This is a genomic window from Undibacterium sp. Dicai25W (genome assembly GCF_049340505.1).
Classification (GTDB): Bacteria; Pseudomonadota; Gammaproteobacteria; order Burkholderiales; family Burkholderiaceae_D; genus Undibacterium; species Undibacterium jejuense.
The window spans coordinates 163,689-177,642 of the sequence record NZ_JBMPOQ010000009.1 but is presented as its reverse complement, the minus strand read 5'-3'; the positions used below and the strand labels follow the sequence as shown (position 1 = coordinate 177,642).

The 13,954-nt window shown below is 41.7% G+C and carries 15 protein-coding genes; 5 read left to right on the top strand and 10 right to left on the bottom strand.

Annotation, left to right across the window (positions count from 1 at the left end):
* Window positions 1–21: 21 nt before the first annotated feature.
* Window positions 22–963 carry a DNA cytosine methyltransferase gene (locus ACO0KY_RS12415; protein WP_423046461.1) on the top strand — a complete coding sequence of 314 codons (942 nt, stop codon included), beginning with the start codon at window positions 22–24 and terminating at the stop codon, window positions 961–963.
* Between the two features lie 36 nt (window positions 964–999).
* On the opposite strand, the gene ACO0KY_RS12410 is transcribed toward ACO0KY_RS12415, so the two are convergent.
* From ACO0KY_RS12410 to mobQ, 3 genes are all read right to left on the bottom strand, one after another.
* Complete coding sequence (locus tag ACO0KY_RS12410; RefSeq protein WP_423046448.1) at window positions 1,000–1,791, bottom strand: Cfr10I/Bse634I family restriction endonuclease; 792 nt, start codon at window positions 1,789–1,791, stop codon at window positions 1,000–1,002.
* Between the two features lie 132 nt (window positions 1,792–1,923).
* Entirely contained in the window at window positions 1,924–2,334 is a 411-nt protein-coding gene (locus ACO0KY_RS12405; RefSeq protein ID WP_423046446.1) for an LPD7 domain-containing protein, read from the bottom strand.
* Window positions 2,335–2,463: 129 nt separating this feature from the next.
* The gene (mobQ, locus tag ACO0KY_RS12400; protein ID WP_423046444.1) at window positions 2,464–3,243 is read right to left on the bottom strand and encodes a MobQ family relaxase; all 780 of its coding nucleotides are present in this window, start codon (window positions 3,241–3,243) and stop codon (window positions 2,464–2,466) included.
* Window positions 3,244–3,431: 188 nt separating this feature from the next.
* On the opposite strand from mobQ, the gene ACO0KY_RS12395 reads away from it, so the two are divergent.
* The 3 genes from ACO0KY_RS12395 (at window position 3,432) to ACO0KY_RS12385 (ending at window position 5,604) form a co-directional block, all read left to right on the top strand.
* Window positions 3,432–3,710 carry a hypothetical protein gene (locus ACO0KY_RS12395; RefSeq protein WP_423046442.1) on the top strand — a complete coding sequence of 93 codons (279 nt, stop codon included), beginning with the start codon at window positions 3,432–3,434 and terminating at the stop codon, window positions 3,708–3,710.
* A gap of 120 nt (window positions 3,711–3,830) precedes the next feature.
* On the top strand, window positions 3,831–3,968 hold the full coding sequence (locus ACO0KY_RS12390; protein WP_423046440.1) for a hypothetical protein: 138 nt from the start codon (window positions 3,831–3,833) through the stop codon (window positions 3,966–3,968).
* 52 nt (window positions 3,969–4,020) lie between these two features.
* Complete coding sequence (locus ACO0KY_RS12385; protein ID WP_423046438.1) at window positions 4,021–5,604, top strand: hypothetical protein; 1,584 nt, start codon at window positions 4,021–4,023, stop codon at window positions 5,602–5,604.
* Between the two features lie 421 nt (window positions 5,605–6,025).
* Here ACO0KY_RS12385 and ACO0KY_RS12380 read toward each other — a convergent pair whose 3' ends face one another.
* The 4 genes from ACO0KY_RS12380 to ACO0KY_RS12365 all read right to left on the bottom strand — a co-directional run bounded on the left by ACO0KY_RS12380 (window position 6,026) and on the right by ACO0KY_RS12365 (window position 9,059).
* Window positions 6,026–7,585: a primase-helicase family protein gene (locus ACO0KY_RS12380; protein ID WP_423046436.1), complete on the bottom strand. Its 1,560-nt coding sequence runs from the start codon at window positions 7,583–7,585 to the stop codon at window positions 6,026–6,028.
* A gap of 138 nt (window positions 7,586–7,723) precedes the next feature.
* The gene (locus ACO0KY_RS12375) at window positions 7,724–8,050 is read right to left on the bottom strand and encodes a hypothetical protein (RefSeq protein WP_423046434.1); all 327 of its coding nucleotides are present in this window, start codon (window positions 8,048–8,050) and stop codon (window positions 7,724–7,726) included.
* Window positions 8,051–8,276: 226 nt separating this feature from the next.
* Window positions 8,277–8,567 (bottom strand): hypothetical protein, encoded by a 291-nt coding sequence (locus ACO0KY_RS12370; protein ID WP_423046432.1) that lies wholly within the window; start codon window positions 8,565–8,567, stop codon window positions 8,277–8,279.
* 96 nt (window positions 8,568–8,663) lie between these two features.
* Entirely contained in the window at window positions 8,664–9,059 is a 396-nt protein-coding gene (locus ACO0KY_RS12365) for a hypothetical protein (RefSeq protein ID WP_423046430.1), read from the bottom strand.
* Window positions 9,060–9,621: 562 nt separating this feature from the next.
* Between ACO0KY_RS12365 and ACO0KY_RS12360 the strand changes: the two genes are divergently transcribed.
* The gene (locus tag ACO0KY_RS12360; protein ID WP_423046428.1) at window positions 9,622–10,485 is read left to right on the top strand and encodes a hypothetical protein; all 864 of its coding nucleotides are present in this window, start codon (window positions 9,622–9,624) and stop codon (window positions 10,483–10,485) included.
* 552 nt (window positions 10,486–11,037) lie between these two features.
* On the opposite strand, the gene ACO0KY_RS12355 is transcribed toward ACO0KY_RS12360, so the two are convergent.
* The 3 genes from ACO0KY_RS12355 to ACO0KY_RS12345 form a co-directional block, all read right to left on the bottom strand.
* On the bottom strand, window positions 11,038–11,262 hold the full coding sequence (locus ACO0KY_RS12355; protein WP_423046459.1) for a hypothetical protein: 225 nt from the start codon (window positions 11,260–11,262) through the stop codon (window positions 11,038–11,040).
* Between the two features lie 413 nt (window positions 11,263–11,675).
* Window positions 11,676–12,557: an amidohydrolase family protein gene (locus ACO0KY_RS12350; protein WP_423046426.1), complete on the bottom strand. Its 882-nt coding sequence runs from the start codon at window positions 12,555–12,557 to the stop codon at window positions 11,676–11,678.
* A gap of 143 nt (window positions 12,558–12,700) precedes the next feature.
* The gene (locus tag ACO0KY_RS12345; RefSeq protein WP_423046424.1) at window positions 12,701–13,921 is read right to left on the bottom strand and encodes an MFS transporter; all 1,221 of its coding nucleotides are present in this window, start codon (window positions 13,919–13,921) and stop codon (window positions 12,701–12,703) included.
* Between the last annotated feature and the right edge of the window lie 33 nt (window positions 13,922–13,954).

The following is a 13,954-nucleotide window of genomic DNA, read 5'->3' as shown; positions in this document are numbered from 1 at the left end:
TAATGGTTTAAGCATTGATGCATACACATCATCAATGAGAATGATTACCTTATCGGGAAAGGAAAAAAACAACTTTCAGAAAATATAGCCGACCTTAAAAAAGAAAATGTAATCGTTGGCTTTATTGGTGGACCACCATGTCCAGATTTTTCCGTAGCTGGAAAAAATCGCGGTCAAGAAGGCGATAATGGACGTCTATCACGATCCTATATTGAAATGATTATTGCTCAGGGTCCTGATTTTTTTGTTTTTGAAAATGTTAAAGGCTTATGGCGAACCGCAAAACATAGAGCCTTCTATGAGGAATTGAAATCGAAGTTAAATACGGCCGGCTATGTTTTAACGGAAAAATTAATTAACTCAATTGAATATGGCGTTGCTCAAGACCGAGATCGAATTATTTTATTCGGCGTAAAGAAGAAATTATCAAAATCATTGAAAATTTCAAATGAATCGTTACTACACAATTTTGATTGGACTGCAAGAACAAAATATCCAAACCGAAGCGGTTTTGATTTTATTTGGCCTGATGCTGGCGAGTCTGTCGAAAGTACAAACACGCCAGAAGAACTCACTATTCAATACTGGTTTGACAAGAATAATGTAAAAGCCCATCCAAATGCGAACCACTGTTTTGTTGCGAGGGCGGGACTTGCTAAATTTCAAACAGTTTTAGAAGGAGATGTTAGTAGAAAATCATATAAACGTCTTCACAGATATCGCTATTCACCAACAGCAGCATATGGAAATAACGAGGTGCATATTCACCCGACTGAGCCTAGAAGAATTTCCGCCGCAGAAGCGTTAGCAATTCAGTCATTACCAAAGCAATTTGAATTACCTAGCGATATGACGTTAACAAACATGTTCAAAACGATTGGGAATGGAGTGCCATATCTCGCCGCAAATGGGATAGCGCTAACCATTCAAGATTTTTTTAAGAAAATAAACGGTAGTGAGTAAACTCAAAGAATATTTTTAATATGTGAATTTAGTCTATTAAACCAGAACTTGGTTGAAGAAACTATGTGCCGTTTGCGTATCAAACACACTCGTCGCAATATCAATTGCTGGTTCTGGTTTCATTGCTGATGACGCTATCGAGTGTGTCGCCACAGATTTTAGACCCGCAAGATCGGCTGGACCAAATGACATTGATACTGCATAGTATTTAATACCCTTTGGGTTAATTAACCACAATCTTGTTTGCAGGTGTGTATAAATCGCTTTGGTTAAGCTACCTTCATGCAATAGTTGAATTCTTCGATCCGGGCGAACCGATGACTTAGCACCCAGATACCCAACTATCTGATCTAAATTACAGCGGCCAACAAAATTTCGATAAAAAGTATCAATTTGCTCTAGGTTAACAGGTGCAATCACACCTGTAATATCTGGCAGTGCATAACCGAGCTCACGCGAAATAATTACGTAATCCGGGTTTGAAGTCGTTAGGTTTACGTCCCCAGCGAGGCTAAGTTTTTCTCTAAAATCGACAACAAGCTTACTAATTGATTCTTCATAGAGGGAAATCGAATCAAAACTTGATACGTTGGGAAGTTTAACCAAGAAACTTGCAAGCGGGTTTGATTGACCAAATCGAATAGACTCAATCGCAATCAGCCATGCGTACCAAGCTCCTCTGGTATTCGCCAATGCAGCACCTGAGACTGCAGGTTCATCTAATCTTGCAATTGCTTCACATTGACCTAAAAATTGCTCAAAATTGAGACTGGTGTAATTTGCTGAATTATATGCACGGCAGAAAACAGATTTGGTATCAATCGCCATCTTTTGCAATCGCTTTGTAAAAGGGCTAAGTGACATTCACCGAAAAGTAAATGACTACCCTAGCTTAGGATGTATAGAAATTATTGCAAATGGTACACAAATAGTTTTAACGAGTACAGCTAATTCTTACCCCTAAAATTTCAATCGTGGAAGTCGAACTTGTTCCGCTCCAACAGCACCACTCCCATCTGATTTTTCAACGACATAACTTTTAATGACATTGCTGTCATTGGCAATCTTCAGCGTTGGTTTGCAATCGCGTATGACTTCAAGATCGGACTTGCTCGGTATATAGCCGGTGATTTGTTCTGGTCGGAATGCACCTGACAAAACTGCTTGTAGGAACACTTGAGATTTGAATTCATCGCTCCCGGTCAAGTGAAGCCCTTGCCATCCCTTTTCTATCGCTAACTTGATAGCGACCTTGATTTCTTCGTCCGTGCCACTCGCTATTTTGATTTGACTACCATAGTCATAAATTTTGCCACCGCCATTGAGATTGATTTGAAAGCATGTGCCGATTTCTGTTTCGGTTTCGTCCACGCCTTTGCAATCACTGGCAAATATTTCCAACAAAATCGGAATGTAGGTTCTGGCAAAAATCGCGTCACGATATTTTTTATTGTTCTTTGTGTCGGTTGGGTTTAAGAATAAATGCTTGGATTTTTTTGCTTAAACAATTTCTTGCTGGATTGGACTCGTTTCACCTTCCAACTTCAATGATGCAATTAATTGCTTACTTCTTTCGTTACTCATATTTTTCTCCTTAATAAGTTCGTTGAGTTCCTTTCGTTTTGATGTTGTGATACCTCGTTTGTCCATTGCATGACAGTTTGCACCGACATGCACGGTTGGGATTCGGCCTGCTCCCTGATCTTGCAAACTACGGTGGTCAATGCGAGATTTGCTAGAAGCGACAGACAGTCTTCGGTTGCAATGCTTTGCCCACTGCTCGCGCCATTCTTCCAATTGCTCTTTACTATTCCAGTCACGATTTTTCTTTCCGAAGCCGTCACAAGTGATATTGATTTCGCGAGTGGTTAAAAGAATGTGGGCGTGGGGGTTATTTTTCTTGTTATGAATGACCACGTCGGCAATCATGCCCTTGCTTGTGAGCTGGGTATGCACAAATCGCTCAAGCAAAATAATGTGCTGTGAAGGGCTTAATTCAATCGGTAAGGCAACTTCTATCTCGCGGGCTACCTGTGCATCCTTTCGGGTTTCGGACTGCTCTACAGCATTCCAAAGCTGTTCACGGTCATTCATCCATTGCGGTGCATTGGGTGGTGTGAAGATACGGCGGTAAGACACCTCTTTTTTGCGGGTGTAATCAAAAGTTTGACCGGTGCGGTTATCGTGAATTTTTCCGCCAGCACGATAAGCAGCTGCTGCGGTAGCACTTCTTCCAGTGGTTCGGGTAATGAGTTTTACACTCAAATGGTATATAGCCATATTTAATTCTCCTGAACGTCTTTGTTTGGGCATTCAGCTTTAAGCACACGTTGAGAGATTTATCCTCAATGTATAAGTGCGCATTTCGCTGTTTTGCTCTTGACGTTTCTTTTTTGTTTGTTATTTATGTACTACAGCGTGAATTTGAAATGTCAACGCTCAAACAATAAAAACAGGAGAGGTAAAAAATGAGCAAACCGAATTTAGACAAACTACTTCAGCAAAAAGCTGAGCTTGAAGCCCGTATTCAGCAAACTAGAAATCGTGAAATGGCAGAGGAAAGAAAACGAGATACAAGACGAAAAATATTGGCAGGTGCTTACGTTATTAAGCTGGCGGAGAACGACTTGAGAAAGCTAGGTAAGGAATTGATTTCAGCAGGAATGCTTGAGCCTAGGGACTATGTCTTATTTGGAGTGGAAAATGATTCTACTTACTTTGCTTCTAATTGTTTGTCTTTTGACTGATTGATTAGGGAAGCAGTATTTGACGAATAGGTGCGTAAAAAATACGTCGCCAATTTTCCTTTGTAAAAAAAAACGCTACCCAATAAGATTCGGTTTCCTCTAACCCACTTGGAACTAAAAATGACAAAACCTACTCAAACACCTAACAACCAGCGTTCAAATGCCTTAAACCCGAATCGCGGAACAACAGGAAACAATCCTACGAATGCAAAAACAAATGGCAATCGTGGCGCGCAAATGAACCCGAATAAAAAATAACAATACAGCCCTAGGATAGATTTCCTAGGGTAATTTTCTACAAGCAATAAATATGAACATGAATGTCGGCTTTCCCACCTTAGGCGAACTAATCCAATTTACATATGATACTGCTGGAGTGCTTCCACGCAAACGAGGGCTTGAAGATGAGCTTGACGAAAAAGAGAAAAAATCACTTCAAAAAGCTTTGTCACGACTCGCAAAGGAAGAAGGCAACATAAATGAAAATTTTGGTGATCTGATTAAAAAACTTGCGTTCATTGTTGCGGGTTATGTTTCCGATCCACGAGCGAATTTTGCCATTGGCGAATCTTTAATGGACTTGCTAGACGTATATCAAGCTATTTTAAAAGATGACGGCACATATTTAGATAAAGCAGGAACGATAAAGTGGCTCATTAATGAATTTATTATTGGACGACTCGCACTATCAATTAAAAAACACACACTTAGATTTAATATTGCCGCAAGAAATTTTTCAACACCTGGAAAATTCTGGTTCTTGCCTACGATTGAAAATGGAAAAGTCACTTATCCACTAGAAAAAGCGATGGTTTGGATATACGAAAAATGTGACCGAACTCAAAAACAATTTCATTGCCCTGACGATTTTAATTCGACGAAATACGTTCAACAGGAACAGAATTTAGAAAATGCACAGAATTGGATAAAAAATAATGGTCTCCCCTCACTTCCAGCTTTAATTTGGAATTTTAATTATTCTATTGATCGCATAAACGACACTAGCAATTCAAATACTAATCCCTGTATTGACAATCATTTGCGAGAAAATATTTGTTTGATACTATTTATCGCAAGGGCAAGTACCTTTGTCTTCAGAGAACTCTTGAGTAATTTTGAATTGTCTTTCGTAGGTGAGATATGTGAAAAATTTAAAATACAATCAAATGATATTTCTGACGATTTTTTGGAATTTGAAACTTCCATAAAAAATGAATTAACAGGTCGCCCCTATCTCCAATCATATTTGGATGAAATTTGGCTTAATGAGACTTCCCATTTTTTGGCTAGCTATGCAAACATACAAACTCACCTAACTAAGTCATTAGAGGCAATTTCTTACGAAGATCAATGCAAAATATTCCAAAATCCAATAGAAGTGCAAAATCTTGTTCAGCGCTTTGGGAAATTTTCAATAAAATCGATTGCTGCACAACTCAATAGTCCAAGCTCAAACGAAATACCTGAAAACTTTCCCAAATTATTGCTCAACGGACTAGACTTAAAAAACAATAACAATACGTCACAGGATGATATCGCTCTATATGAAGTCAATTTAAAGCAGAGTAATTTGGAATTAGTTCTGCCTTGGATGCTGCCTTGGATAAAGGGTGCATACCATTACCGACGAGAAGAATACCAACTTGCCTTTCCATTTTTTAAAGAAGCTTTCAATAGCGCGAAATATTGCGCTGGTAAAAATCAGTACAAATTGGTAAACCAGTTTGTGGAGGTGGCTGCAAAAAATAACAAGCGTTTGGAATTCAATAAAGGAATTCGGTGGGCACAATACCTAGGAATTGAGATTCGTTGGCTAAGGAAAGACGAACCAACAGATGAAAAATTGGATTTCGTATTCGCAATAATGCAGAAGGCTAATTATCATTCATTGTAATATTTACGGATCGAAAAAATTAACGAATACGAACAGTTGGTTGGTCAGTTCTACGCAGTTCTACACTTCAAAAAAATCGCATAGAACCATGAAAGCGTTGACACGCTTAGCTCTTTCCATAGGTTCTGCGGTTCTACTCTAAATTATTTATATAAAGAAGAAAGAGCAGAAAGGGTATAGCGCTTTTTACCTGTACTGAACTTCAGTCATTCGCGCAGAACCTGTTTTTTGAATGCAAAACCCCGTGGATATTAATCCTCCCGGTTCTACTCGCCTGAAAGCTAATACCAGCATAGGTTTCACAATAATAGTGTTACTGGCATTAACTTGTACGGTTCTACGCTTTTGAATGATCGCACATGAATAGTCCACAAATAAAAAAAGAGCCTCGCGGCTCTTCGTACAATGCAGGTGAAACAGATTATGCTTGCTTCTGAAAATTCACAACATTTGAATTGCCATCGCTAGATTTCAATTCACTCTCGTCTTCATAGTCAAAGAACACCATTGCTGGTTCAGCCTTACAAAGGTTGTAAGCGAATCGCTTCATACATTCAGTTCGGCTTGGTAACTGATAAAAATAACCCTGTGTTTTACTCTTCCAGTTAGATCGCCAGTTAGGATTGTCCTGTTCAAAGGCAAATACCTTGCTCATGGCTTTACCCATTTCGTCGGCACTAGGCATAAAACGAAATCCAAGGCTCTTGCACCACTCTAAGCAATCGGCATAGAAGGCATTACGATAACAACGGCTTTGGCTGCCATCAGGAGCCTTCACAATCGTTTTATTCTCTACCAAGGCCGAACCATTCAAGACTTCATAAATAAATCGCTCTGGCAATGGCAAGCTACGAATCATTAAATTCATTCGTGCTTTGGTGTTAGGAAAATCTCGTGGTGCAAAGCTAGAAATATCACGAGTTTTAAGTGCATGAAAAACTGCTTCACGACCTCCGTTTTTAATCCACTCATTATATTGAGAAAAAAATTCACCTGGCTTGGTTTTTCCTTTATAACGAGGACTGCCGTCAACAACAAAAAAACGGCGGTCTTCTTCCCCAACAGGCACACACCATTCTTCATTGGAAGCGACAAAAATACGAGAAAAGTTTTTGACTTGAATCTCTTGTCTTCCTTTGTCATTAATCGAATTCGTACCCTCAGTGATCATGGCTTTTAATCGTCCTTCGGCAGATTTGTCACCACCCCACACCGCTTCGTCTGCAAAAATAATGAAGGCATTGAGTAAGTGTCCATTAAATTGACCCGTTAAACTGTTGGAAGTGGATAATTGCTTGTAGTTATCGGTAAATCCGCCAATAGTTTTCATGAGCGAACCTTTGCCGATCCCTTGGGTGCCGCGCATGACAATCGCTACCTCTGGCAACTCGGCTGGTTTTTGCACCATGTGTGCCAAGTAGTTCAATAAGTAGGTCATGCAAGTTTGGTCGTCATTACACAAGGCAGCAATCAAGTCCATGAACAATGAAATATCACCTTGCTTAGGTTGAACTTTGAATCCACGCCACAAGTTCCAGTATTGTTTGCCACAAGTTTCTGAGGGATCAAAAACGATACCTTCATAACGAGTAGATAATTTATCCTCAAGAAATGCTTGAGTCACTTGTACTCGTTTATCTTCGCGAACCTTACCGGATTTTGCTTTTTCTTGTGGAATAAAGTGGTAAAGGTGAGCGTGAAAATAATGGAAATCTACAATATTTTGAAACTCAAGAGTTTGCAAATTTTTGTCTTCCCAGCAGATAAATGTTTTGCCACTACGATTGATAATTGCATATTTTTTACGGAATTCTTGTAAGTCCCGAAGTAGAGCAAACTCGCTTTCCATACTGCTGTAACCACTAGCACCTACAACTTCACTTTTAGGTTCAGATTTCTTAATAGGACTCGCGCCGTTTGATAATGGAGCATCACCAAATGGGTCAAAAAAATCTACTTCGGTATTTTCTGTATTATTCATTTTATTTTCCTTCACAGTTAAATTCCATTTGACGGTGGATTCACACTTTGCACCTGCAAAATGGAGCCGTTTGTGCCACCAATAACCACATTTAATGGGGTTAATTTGCACTACGGTAGTCGCTATAAATTGGTTGCATTAATGAATGGTCGTTGCATCTTCAGGTTTCGTGTTTAATTCAACCTGCATTGCAAATTGGTTGCCGATATCTATCATGCGAATATTTTTTACTTCACTGATGGTGTTGCCCCTGTTGGCAACATCAAGAATTAATGCAAACATGATTCCCATTTCTTCGCCACTCATTTCTTCGTGCAAAGCTGCAATCACATCAGCCCACAATTTAAGGCTTTCTGCATTGAGTGTTTTAGTTAATGGGATTCCGGCTAGGTTTGAAACATCAATGATGGTTTCAATGCCTGAGATTGCAGAACGAATTAATTGTTTTTTTTGGTGGTTATCCATGATTTTTTCCTTTTTAAATAGTAGATTGCATTTTTGTTTTTTTACTTCTGATCTCATATAGTTATGAGATGTTGGGTTGCCGCTACTTCCAGCAAAATCGCTCTATCTATGGGGGACATGGTCGCTGTATTTTTACTTCTACTATTCACTGCTACTTCTAACATTCACTACTAAATAGCCCATTACTTTTTCTTATTGTCTTGGGCTATTAACTGCTTATGCTGTTTTACACCTGTGCATAAACGGTGGTAATGACTGGGTCATTTTTGACATAACCTTGCCTTGGTTTGGCGAAGTGGTGTTCAGGTATTTCAATCGCCGCTTGGATTTTTTTCATATCCAATATTTTCCATCCAATATCATCGGTACAACTTGTGCCACCGATTTGATAGCCACGAACAAACTCTTGACCTGTTGAGTTCTTACCGCAAATATAGGCTTCAATCATTCGTGGTAAGCCCTTATATAAAATTAGTAGAACCTGTTTTTTTTGAATTGCATCTTTAATTACTCGCATAAGATTTCCTTTCGTTTAAATTTTTTTACTGCTCCTTTTTGCTACCAACTTCAGTATTAAGCGATATAAATTACCATCGCCAAATTCGTTCACACATCAATGACACATTGCTTCGTAATACATATTCCCCGCATCTTCAAATCGCCATGTCTGTCCATCGCTAGGTAAGCTTTTGTCGCCTGACGCAATGCGTTCTGCTACATCAGCAAGTGTTTCGCAACGGGCAATGTAGGGTTGGCATTTTCGCTTTGGTTGATATTCGCAAAGAAAACCGTCTTCGGCTAACTCTTCACAAGTAGCCCTGACAATTTGCTCACCATATTCACCCATATCCCAATAGCCGATCTGATAATCTCGCTCGGTATATTCTTCATGTGTATCGGCATCAAGATATTCATCCCAATCTTCTTCCATCATTTCGTTGGCTGAAAGACTATCCAATTCTTGAAAATACCTTCCTTGTTCGGTATTACTATTTTTTTTCTGTTTCATTTTTATCTCCTTAATTAAGTGTTGATGTTTATCATCATAGGTTTAAAGCAAGTAAATTTGTTTGCACGCATTAGCTCATAACTCGCAAATTTCTCTCTGTTTCATTTTTATCTCCTTAATAAAGTGTTGATGTTTATCATCGTAGGTTTAAAGCAAGTAAATTTGTTTGCACGCTTTAGCTCATGACGCGCAAATTTCTCTCTGTTTCATTTTTATCTCCTTAATTAACTATTGATGTTTATCATCATAGGTTTAAAGCAAGTAAATTTATTCGCACGCTTTAGCTCATAACTCGCAATTTTCTTGAATTGTTTTTGCACTACACGGTCAAATGTTCATCGCATATAGTGCTTGCAAATGAGCAGTCCCGTTCTTTGCACGTTAAGCTCAAAAACGTACAAAGTTATAAAGTGCTTAGTTTATCGAGCGAGTAATATTGTGAAAACTGACTGGGGATTTAGCTGCATCGAGCCGAAGTTCGCCTGCTCTCACTCTTGTGTTTTTTACGCAAGACTGGCAGCATCTTGTATTCTCAAAACACATGGACTGATCGAGCTTCAGAATGAAAACCAGCAAGAAAGTAAACGACGAAATTGATGGCGTTATGGGACTCAGAATAAAAATCTGGTTTGAATCAGTGTTGGCGGCCTCAAAACAAAATGGTATTCCTAGCCTGATAAATTTTTTTGAGTTTCAACAACTTGTCACTGTCTATAGCACTTGGTCGCGCTACAAAAATGGTGAGATTGAACCAAAGCTGGAATTCATCAACAAAATTGACTCAAAACTACCTGGTACTGCGGAAGTCTTTCATTCGGGACCAGATGGATTTCCATTGTGGGAAATATTGAATGAAAATGCTGATGTCTGTCTGCAGGTGATTGATGACGAAATTTTCCGCGTCACTTGTAAGTTGCCAGATGAGACTTGGTCATTTCATGAACGGGTCATGGTGATTTTTTCGCTTCGCTTTCCGCGTGATATTGACCTTCAGAAGTTATGGGATCTGATTAGTACGGATAGAAGCAAGGAATTGCACGAAGAGTTTAATGTTTTGGCGTTAACCTCCAAGGACGTCCTGTCTGTTGATGATTTACCGAAAATGCTCATTGGCAAGGAAGAGCATTGGGAAAATTTATTTGGCAAAGACTGGAACTCAAAATTTTCCCCTGATTTGGTGACTGCTACTGGACATTCAATTATTAAAGATAGTAGTGTGATTACTTTAGGTGCGGGGCAAGTCATCACGACTATCGCTCTTTATGTACTTAGTCGTAAAAAAAATGAGCTAGTGCCGCACTGCCATTATTTAATGAAAGGGGTCATTGCCAAAGCAGCTAGAGAACAGCTTTCATTTGGCACTTCAATTTCAGAATTTATGAATACCGATAAATGGACATATCAAAAACTCCAACCTAGCGATTAATTGTAGTTACCCCAACCTAATGAAATTATGTTGTCTGACCTGTCCGTGCTGTCCAGGTTGGCCGGGCTGTTTGGCTTCTTTCTTTGAAAACTTTCCGACAGGCGAAATAATTTGATTTGGAACACCAAACCCAAGATTTTTTATATGTGAATTTAGCATTAAGCATTGACTGACTTCATCAATATTTTTTCGGAATTGAAGCTGAGCCTAACGTTCCAGACTGTGCTGGTTTTATAGCACTGGCGTGAAAGAAAGAATGGCGTCAAAATGTGGCATTAAGTGTTCCAAATAAGTGGAACACCTTTTGGTAGCGATTTTGCGAATAACACCTATACAAATCAATGACTTAGGCGTTTTGGTAGCCAGTCCGCCCCGGGCCACCAAGTATTTAAAGGGTTAGAGCCGTAAGGTTCTGACCCTTTTTTATTTTGCTAGTCATTTTCACAGGAATACGCTCGCATCCATCTTTGTCATGTGAATGTGCACCCTCCCCTCCAAGGTGATCGAAGATTCAACATCGAATCCTGTGCCGATGCCGATCTTTCTCTTTGCTCATGGAAACGTCAAATCCAACCCAAGCGTACTTGCAAGAACGTAGGTGAAGAGTCCCAGGCACATTAGTGCTATCGCAAAGACGATGACTACTTTGCCGCTTTTGCGCAGCGCGACGCGCTTTTCCTTTTCTTGATCGTAATGCCATTTGATGGCGAAGAACATGCCCGTGCCGAGCACGAGAAGCTTGAATGTTACGAAGACTATCGGGACCCAATTCATGATGTGACTACTTTCCAGGCGATTCATTAACACGATTTATCTTGCGGAGCACCAACTCAAAACGCTGCTTCAGCAATGTGCTTTTTTAACGATCCGTCAGACAATCTGCTGCATCTGTCATGACATTGATCGATGAGAGCAGAATAGCATCCGGTGGAATAACTTACCGGTTGCAGATCTGAGGAAAGAAAACGTCAACGACTGCCATATAGGGATGGCGTCGTTGTACGTACTTGGACATACTACTTCAAAACAATTTCCATACATCGGGACAAACTGTCTCAGTTGCGAAATATGCAAGATGGCATTCGCCAATTTGATCGCAGTGATGTGTCGTCAACGGCGGGGCGCGTGATTAGCAGCTTAAGTCGTAACGTTGATCGCTAACGCTACGACTCCCTGCAGCGAAACTAAATCTAAAACCGAAATAACTTGCGTGGCACATCCGCCAACACCGTATGCCTGTCGTTCGCATCAGGCAACCATTGATTAAGCAAAGCACGCTGATCGGCATAAAATGCGGTTTTTTCAAACAAGGTATGCGGCCAGTCGCTGCCCCAGATGAGTTGTTGGAGGCCGTAGCTTTCGCGCAGCAATGGCAACGCATCGAGGGCGATTTGTTGGCCGCGGCCATCGGCGCCGTTTCTGTATGCACCTGAGAGTTTGATCCACACGCGGTGGGTTGCGCCAAGGGTCAACAGATATTGAAAACCGGGATCATTGATGCCCAGCTTGGGATCAGGCCGACCGAAGTGGTCTATGACGACGTTGACACCGCTAGATAACAAAGGATCGACAATCGGCTTTAATGATTGTGCCAATTGATGTACTTCGACTTGCCAGTTTCGGTACCACAGTTCTTTAAGCAACGCTGCCCATGCAGGTGAAGCAAAATCAGGAGCGGGTAAGCCGATTTGATTGAGTCGGATGCCGACCACGCCTACGTCTTGCAATTGATCGAGTTGCTTGCCGGTGACGGTCGGATCAACCACGGCAATACCGCGAAAGCGATTTGGATATTTACGCAATGCGGCGACCAGATAACTATTGTCCGTTCCCAGAAAACTCGGTTGCACCAGGACGCCATGCGTCATGCCATTTGCGTCCAGGATGCGCAAAAAATCTTCTGACGAAGCATCGTAACCAGATGGAGCGCGGCGCGGATCGGGCATAGGCAGATTACGCAAGAAGACATGCGCGTGGCAATCGACAGCCATCGACGATATAGTTGGTTTGATTGATGTGCATGCGGCGAGCGAAGCAAGGCCGGCGCTGGCTCCGGTGGCGATCATTGACATAGTAAATTCTCTTCTGGTCAACACGGTCTACTGCTCCCTACGGTGTCATCTGCCACACGATCACAGTGCAGCAAATTAACCTTTAAGATGTTTAGTTACGATGCTTACTTACAATGCTTAGTTACGATATTTATCGACGCTATTTAATTGAGACTGCGGCCAGTCGTCTCTGGCAAGAACATAATCGTCAACACCACGATGCCATAGGCAATACCGGCATCAATACCAATTGCCTGTCCTAATGGCATGGATTTGCTCATATAGCCAACCAATACCGGGAAACCCGCCGACGCGATGCGTCCAAAGTTATAGCAAAAACCAACGCCGGTGCCGCGTATATGTGCCGGGTACAATTCGTTGAACAGCGCCCCCAGACTGGCTGGAATACCTGCCGCAAAAAAACCGAGTGGGAATCCAAGGAACAGCATTTCGGTATCACTCAGAGGAAGCAACAAATACATGCACACGGTAATCGTGCAGCAAATCGCAAACAAGGCGACGTTACGGCGGCGGCCTATGCGGTCAATCAAGGTCGCGCTCGCCATGCAACCAAACCAGAATGCGACGATGATCACGGCAAGATAGCCGCCGGTACTTAACACCGAAAGATGGCGTTCGGTTTTTAAATAGGTCGGCAACCAGGTCATCAGCGCGTAATAGCCGCCATGTGCGCCCATGCCCAACAATGCGCCAAGGATGGTGGTCTTTAATACTTCGGGGGCGAAGATACCGACGAGGGGAATTTTTTCACCGGATGCTTGCGGGGCTGGGCGTTTTTCTGGCTCGGGAATAGAGCGTCGCACATAGACCACTAATAGCGCTGGCAACAAACCCACCATGAACATTACGCGCAAAGCAGTTTCTGGTGGCAGGAAATAAAACAGTATGGTGTAAAAAATCACCGAGGCGCCCCATCCTACGGCCCAGGCACTTTGTACCGTTGCCATGACTTTGCCACGATGCTCACTGCGGATGGTTTCGGCCATCAAGACTGCGCCAGCCGCCCATTCGCCGCCAAAGCCAAATCCTTGCAGCGCCTTAAGAAAAATCAACTGCGGAAAAGACTGCGCAAAACCGCACAGAAAGGTGAAGACAGAAAACCAGAGTATCGTGATTTGTAGTGTACGCACGCGACCAATGCGGTCTGACAGCGTGCCCGCGACCCAACCACCCAATGACGACGCCACCAACGTAACACCACTAATGAGGCCTGCTTGCGTCTTGTCTATGCCAAAGACGGCGATGATGGTGGGAATGGCGAGCGTAAACATCTGCACATCCAGTGCATCCAGTCCCCAACCACTAAAGCACGCCCAAAAGGTTTTTCTCTCTAGCGATGATACTTGTCGATACCACTTAAACATGTTTTGTCTCCGGAAACCAGTCTTGAATTATTC

Excerpts from the sequence above, each read along its gene's own strand:
- ACO0KY_RS12410 (WP_423046448.1), bottom strand. The coding sequence starts at position 1,791 with ATGGCGATTGATACCAAATCTGTTTTCTGCCGTGCATATAATTCAGCA.
- mobQ (WP_423046444.1), bottom strand. The coding sequence starts at position 3,243 with ATGGCTATATACCATTTGAGTGTAAAACTCATTACCCGAACCACTGGA.
- ACO0KY_RS12395 (WP_423046442.1), top strand. The coding sequence starts at position 3,432 with ATGAGCAAACCGAATTTAGACAAACTACTTCAGCAAAAAGCTGAGCTT.
- ACO0KY_RS12390 (WP_423046440.1), top strand. The coding sequence starts at position 3,831 with ATGACAAAACCTACTCAAACACCTAACAACCAGCGTTCAAATGCCTTA.
- ACO0KY_RS12385 (WP_423046438.1), top strand. The coding sequence starts at position 4,021 with ATGAACATGAATGTCGGCTTTCCCACCTTAGGCGAACTAATCCAATTT.
- ACO0KY_RS12380 (WP_423046436.1), bottom strand. The coding sequence starts at position 7,585 with ATGAATAATACAGAAAATACCGAAGTAGATTTTTTTGACCCATTTGGT.
- ACO0KY_RS12375 (WP_423046434.1), bottom strand. The coding sequence starts at position 8,050 with ATGGATAACCACCAAAAAAAACAATTAATTCGTTCTGCAATCTCAGGC.
- ACO0KY_RS12370 (WP_423046432.1), bottom strand. The coding sequence starts at position 8,567 with ATGCGAGTAATTAAAGATGCAATTCAAAAAAAACAGGTTCTACTAATT.
- ACO0KY_RS12365 (WP_423046430.1), bottom strand. The coding sequence starts at position 9,059 with ATGAAACAGAAAAAAAATAGTAATACCGAACAAGGAAGGTATTTTCAA.
- ACO0KY_RS12360 (WP_423046428.1), top strand. The coding sequence starts at position 9,622 with ATGAAAACCAGCAAGAAAGTAAACGACGAAATTGATGGCGTTATGGGA.
- ACO0KY_RS12350 (WP_423046426.1), bottom strand. The coding sequence starts at position 12,557 with ATGTCAATGATCGCCACCGGAGCCAGCGCCGGCCTTGCTTCGCTCGCC.
- ACO0KY_RS12345 (WP_423046424.1), bottom strand. The coding sequence starts at position 13,921 with ATGTTTAAGTGGTATCGACAAGTATCATCGCTAGAGAGAAAAACCTTT.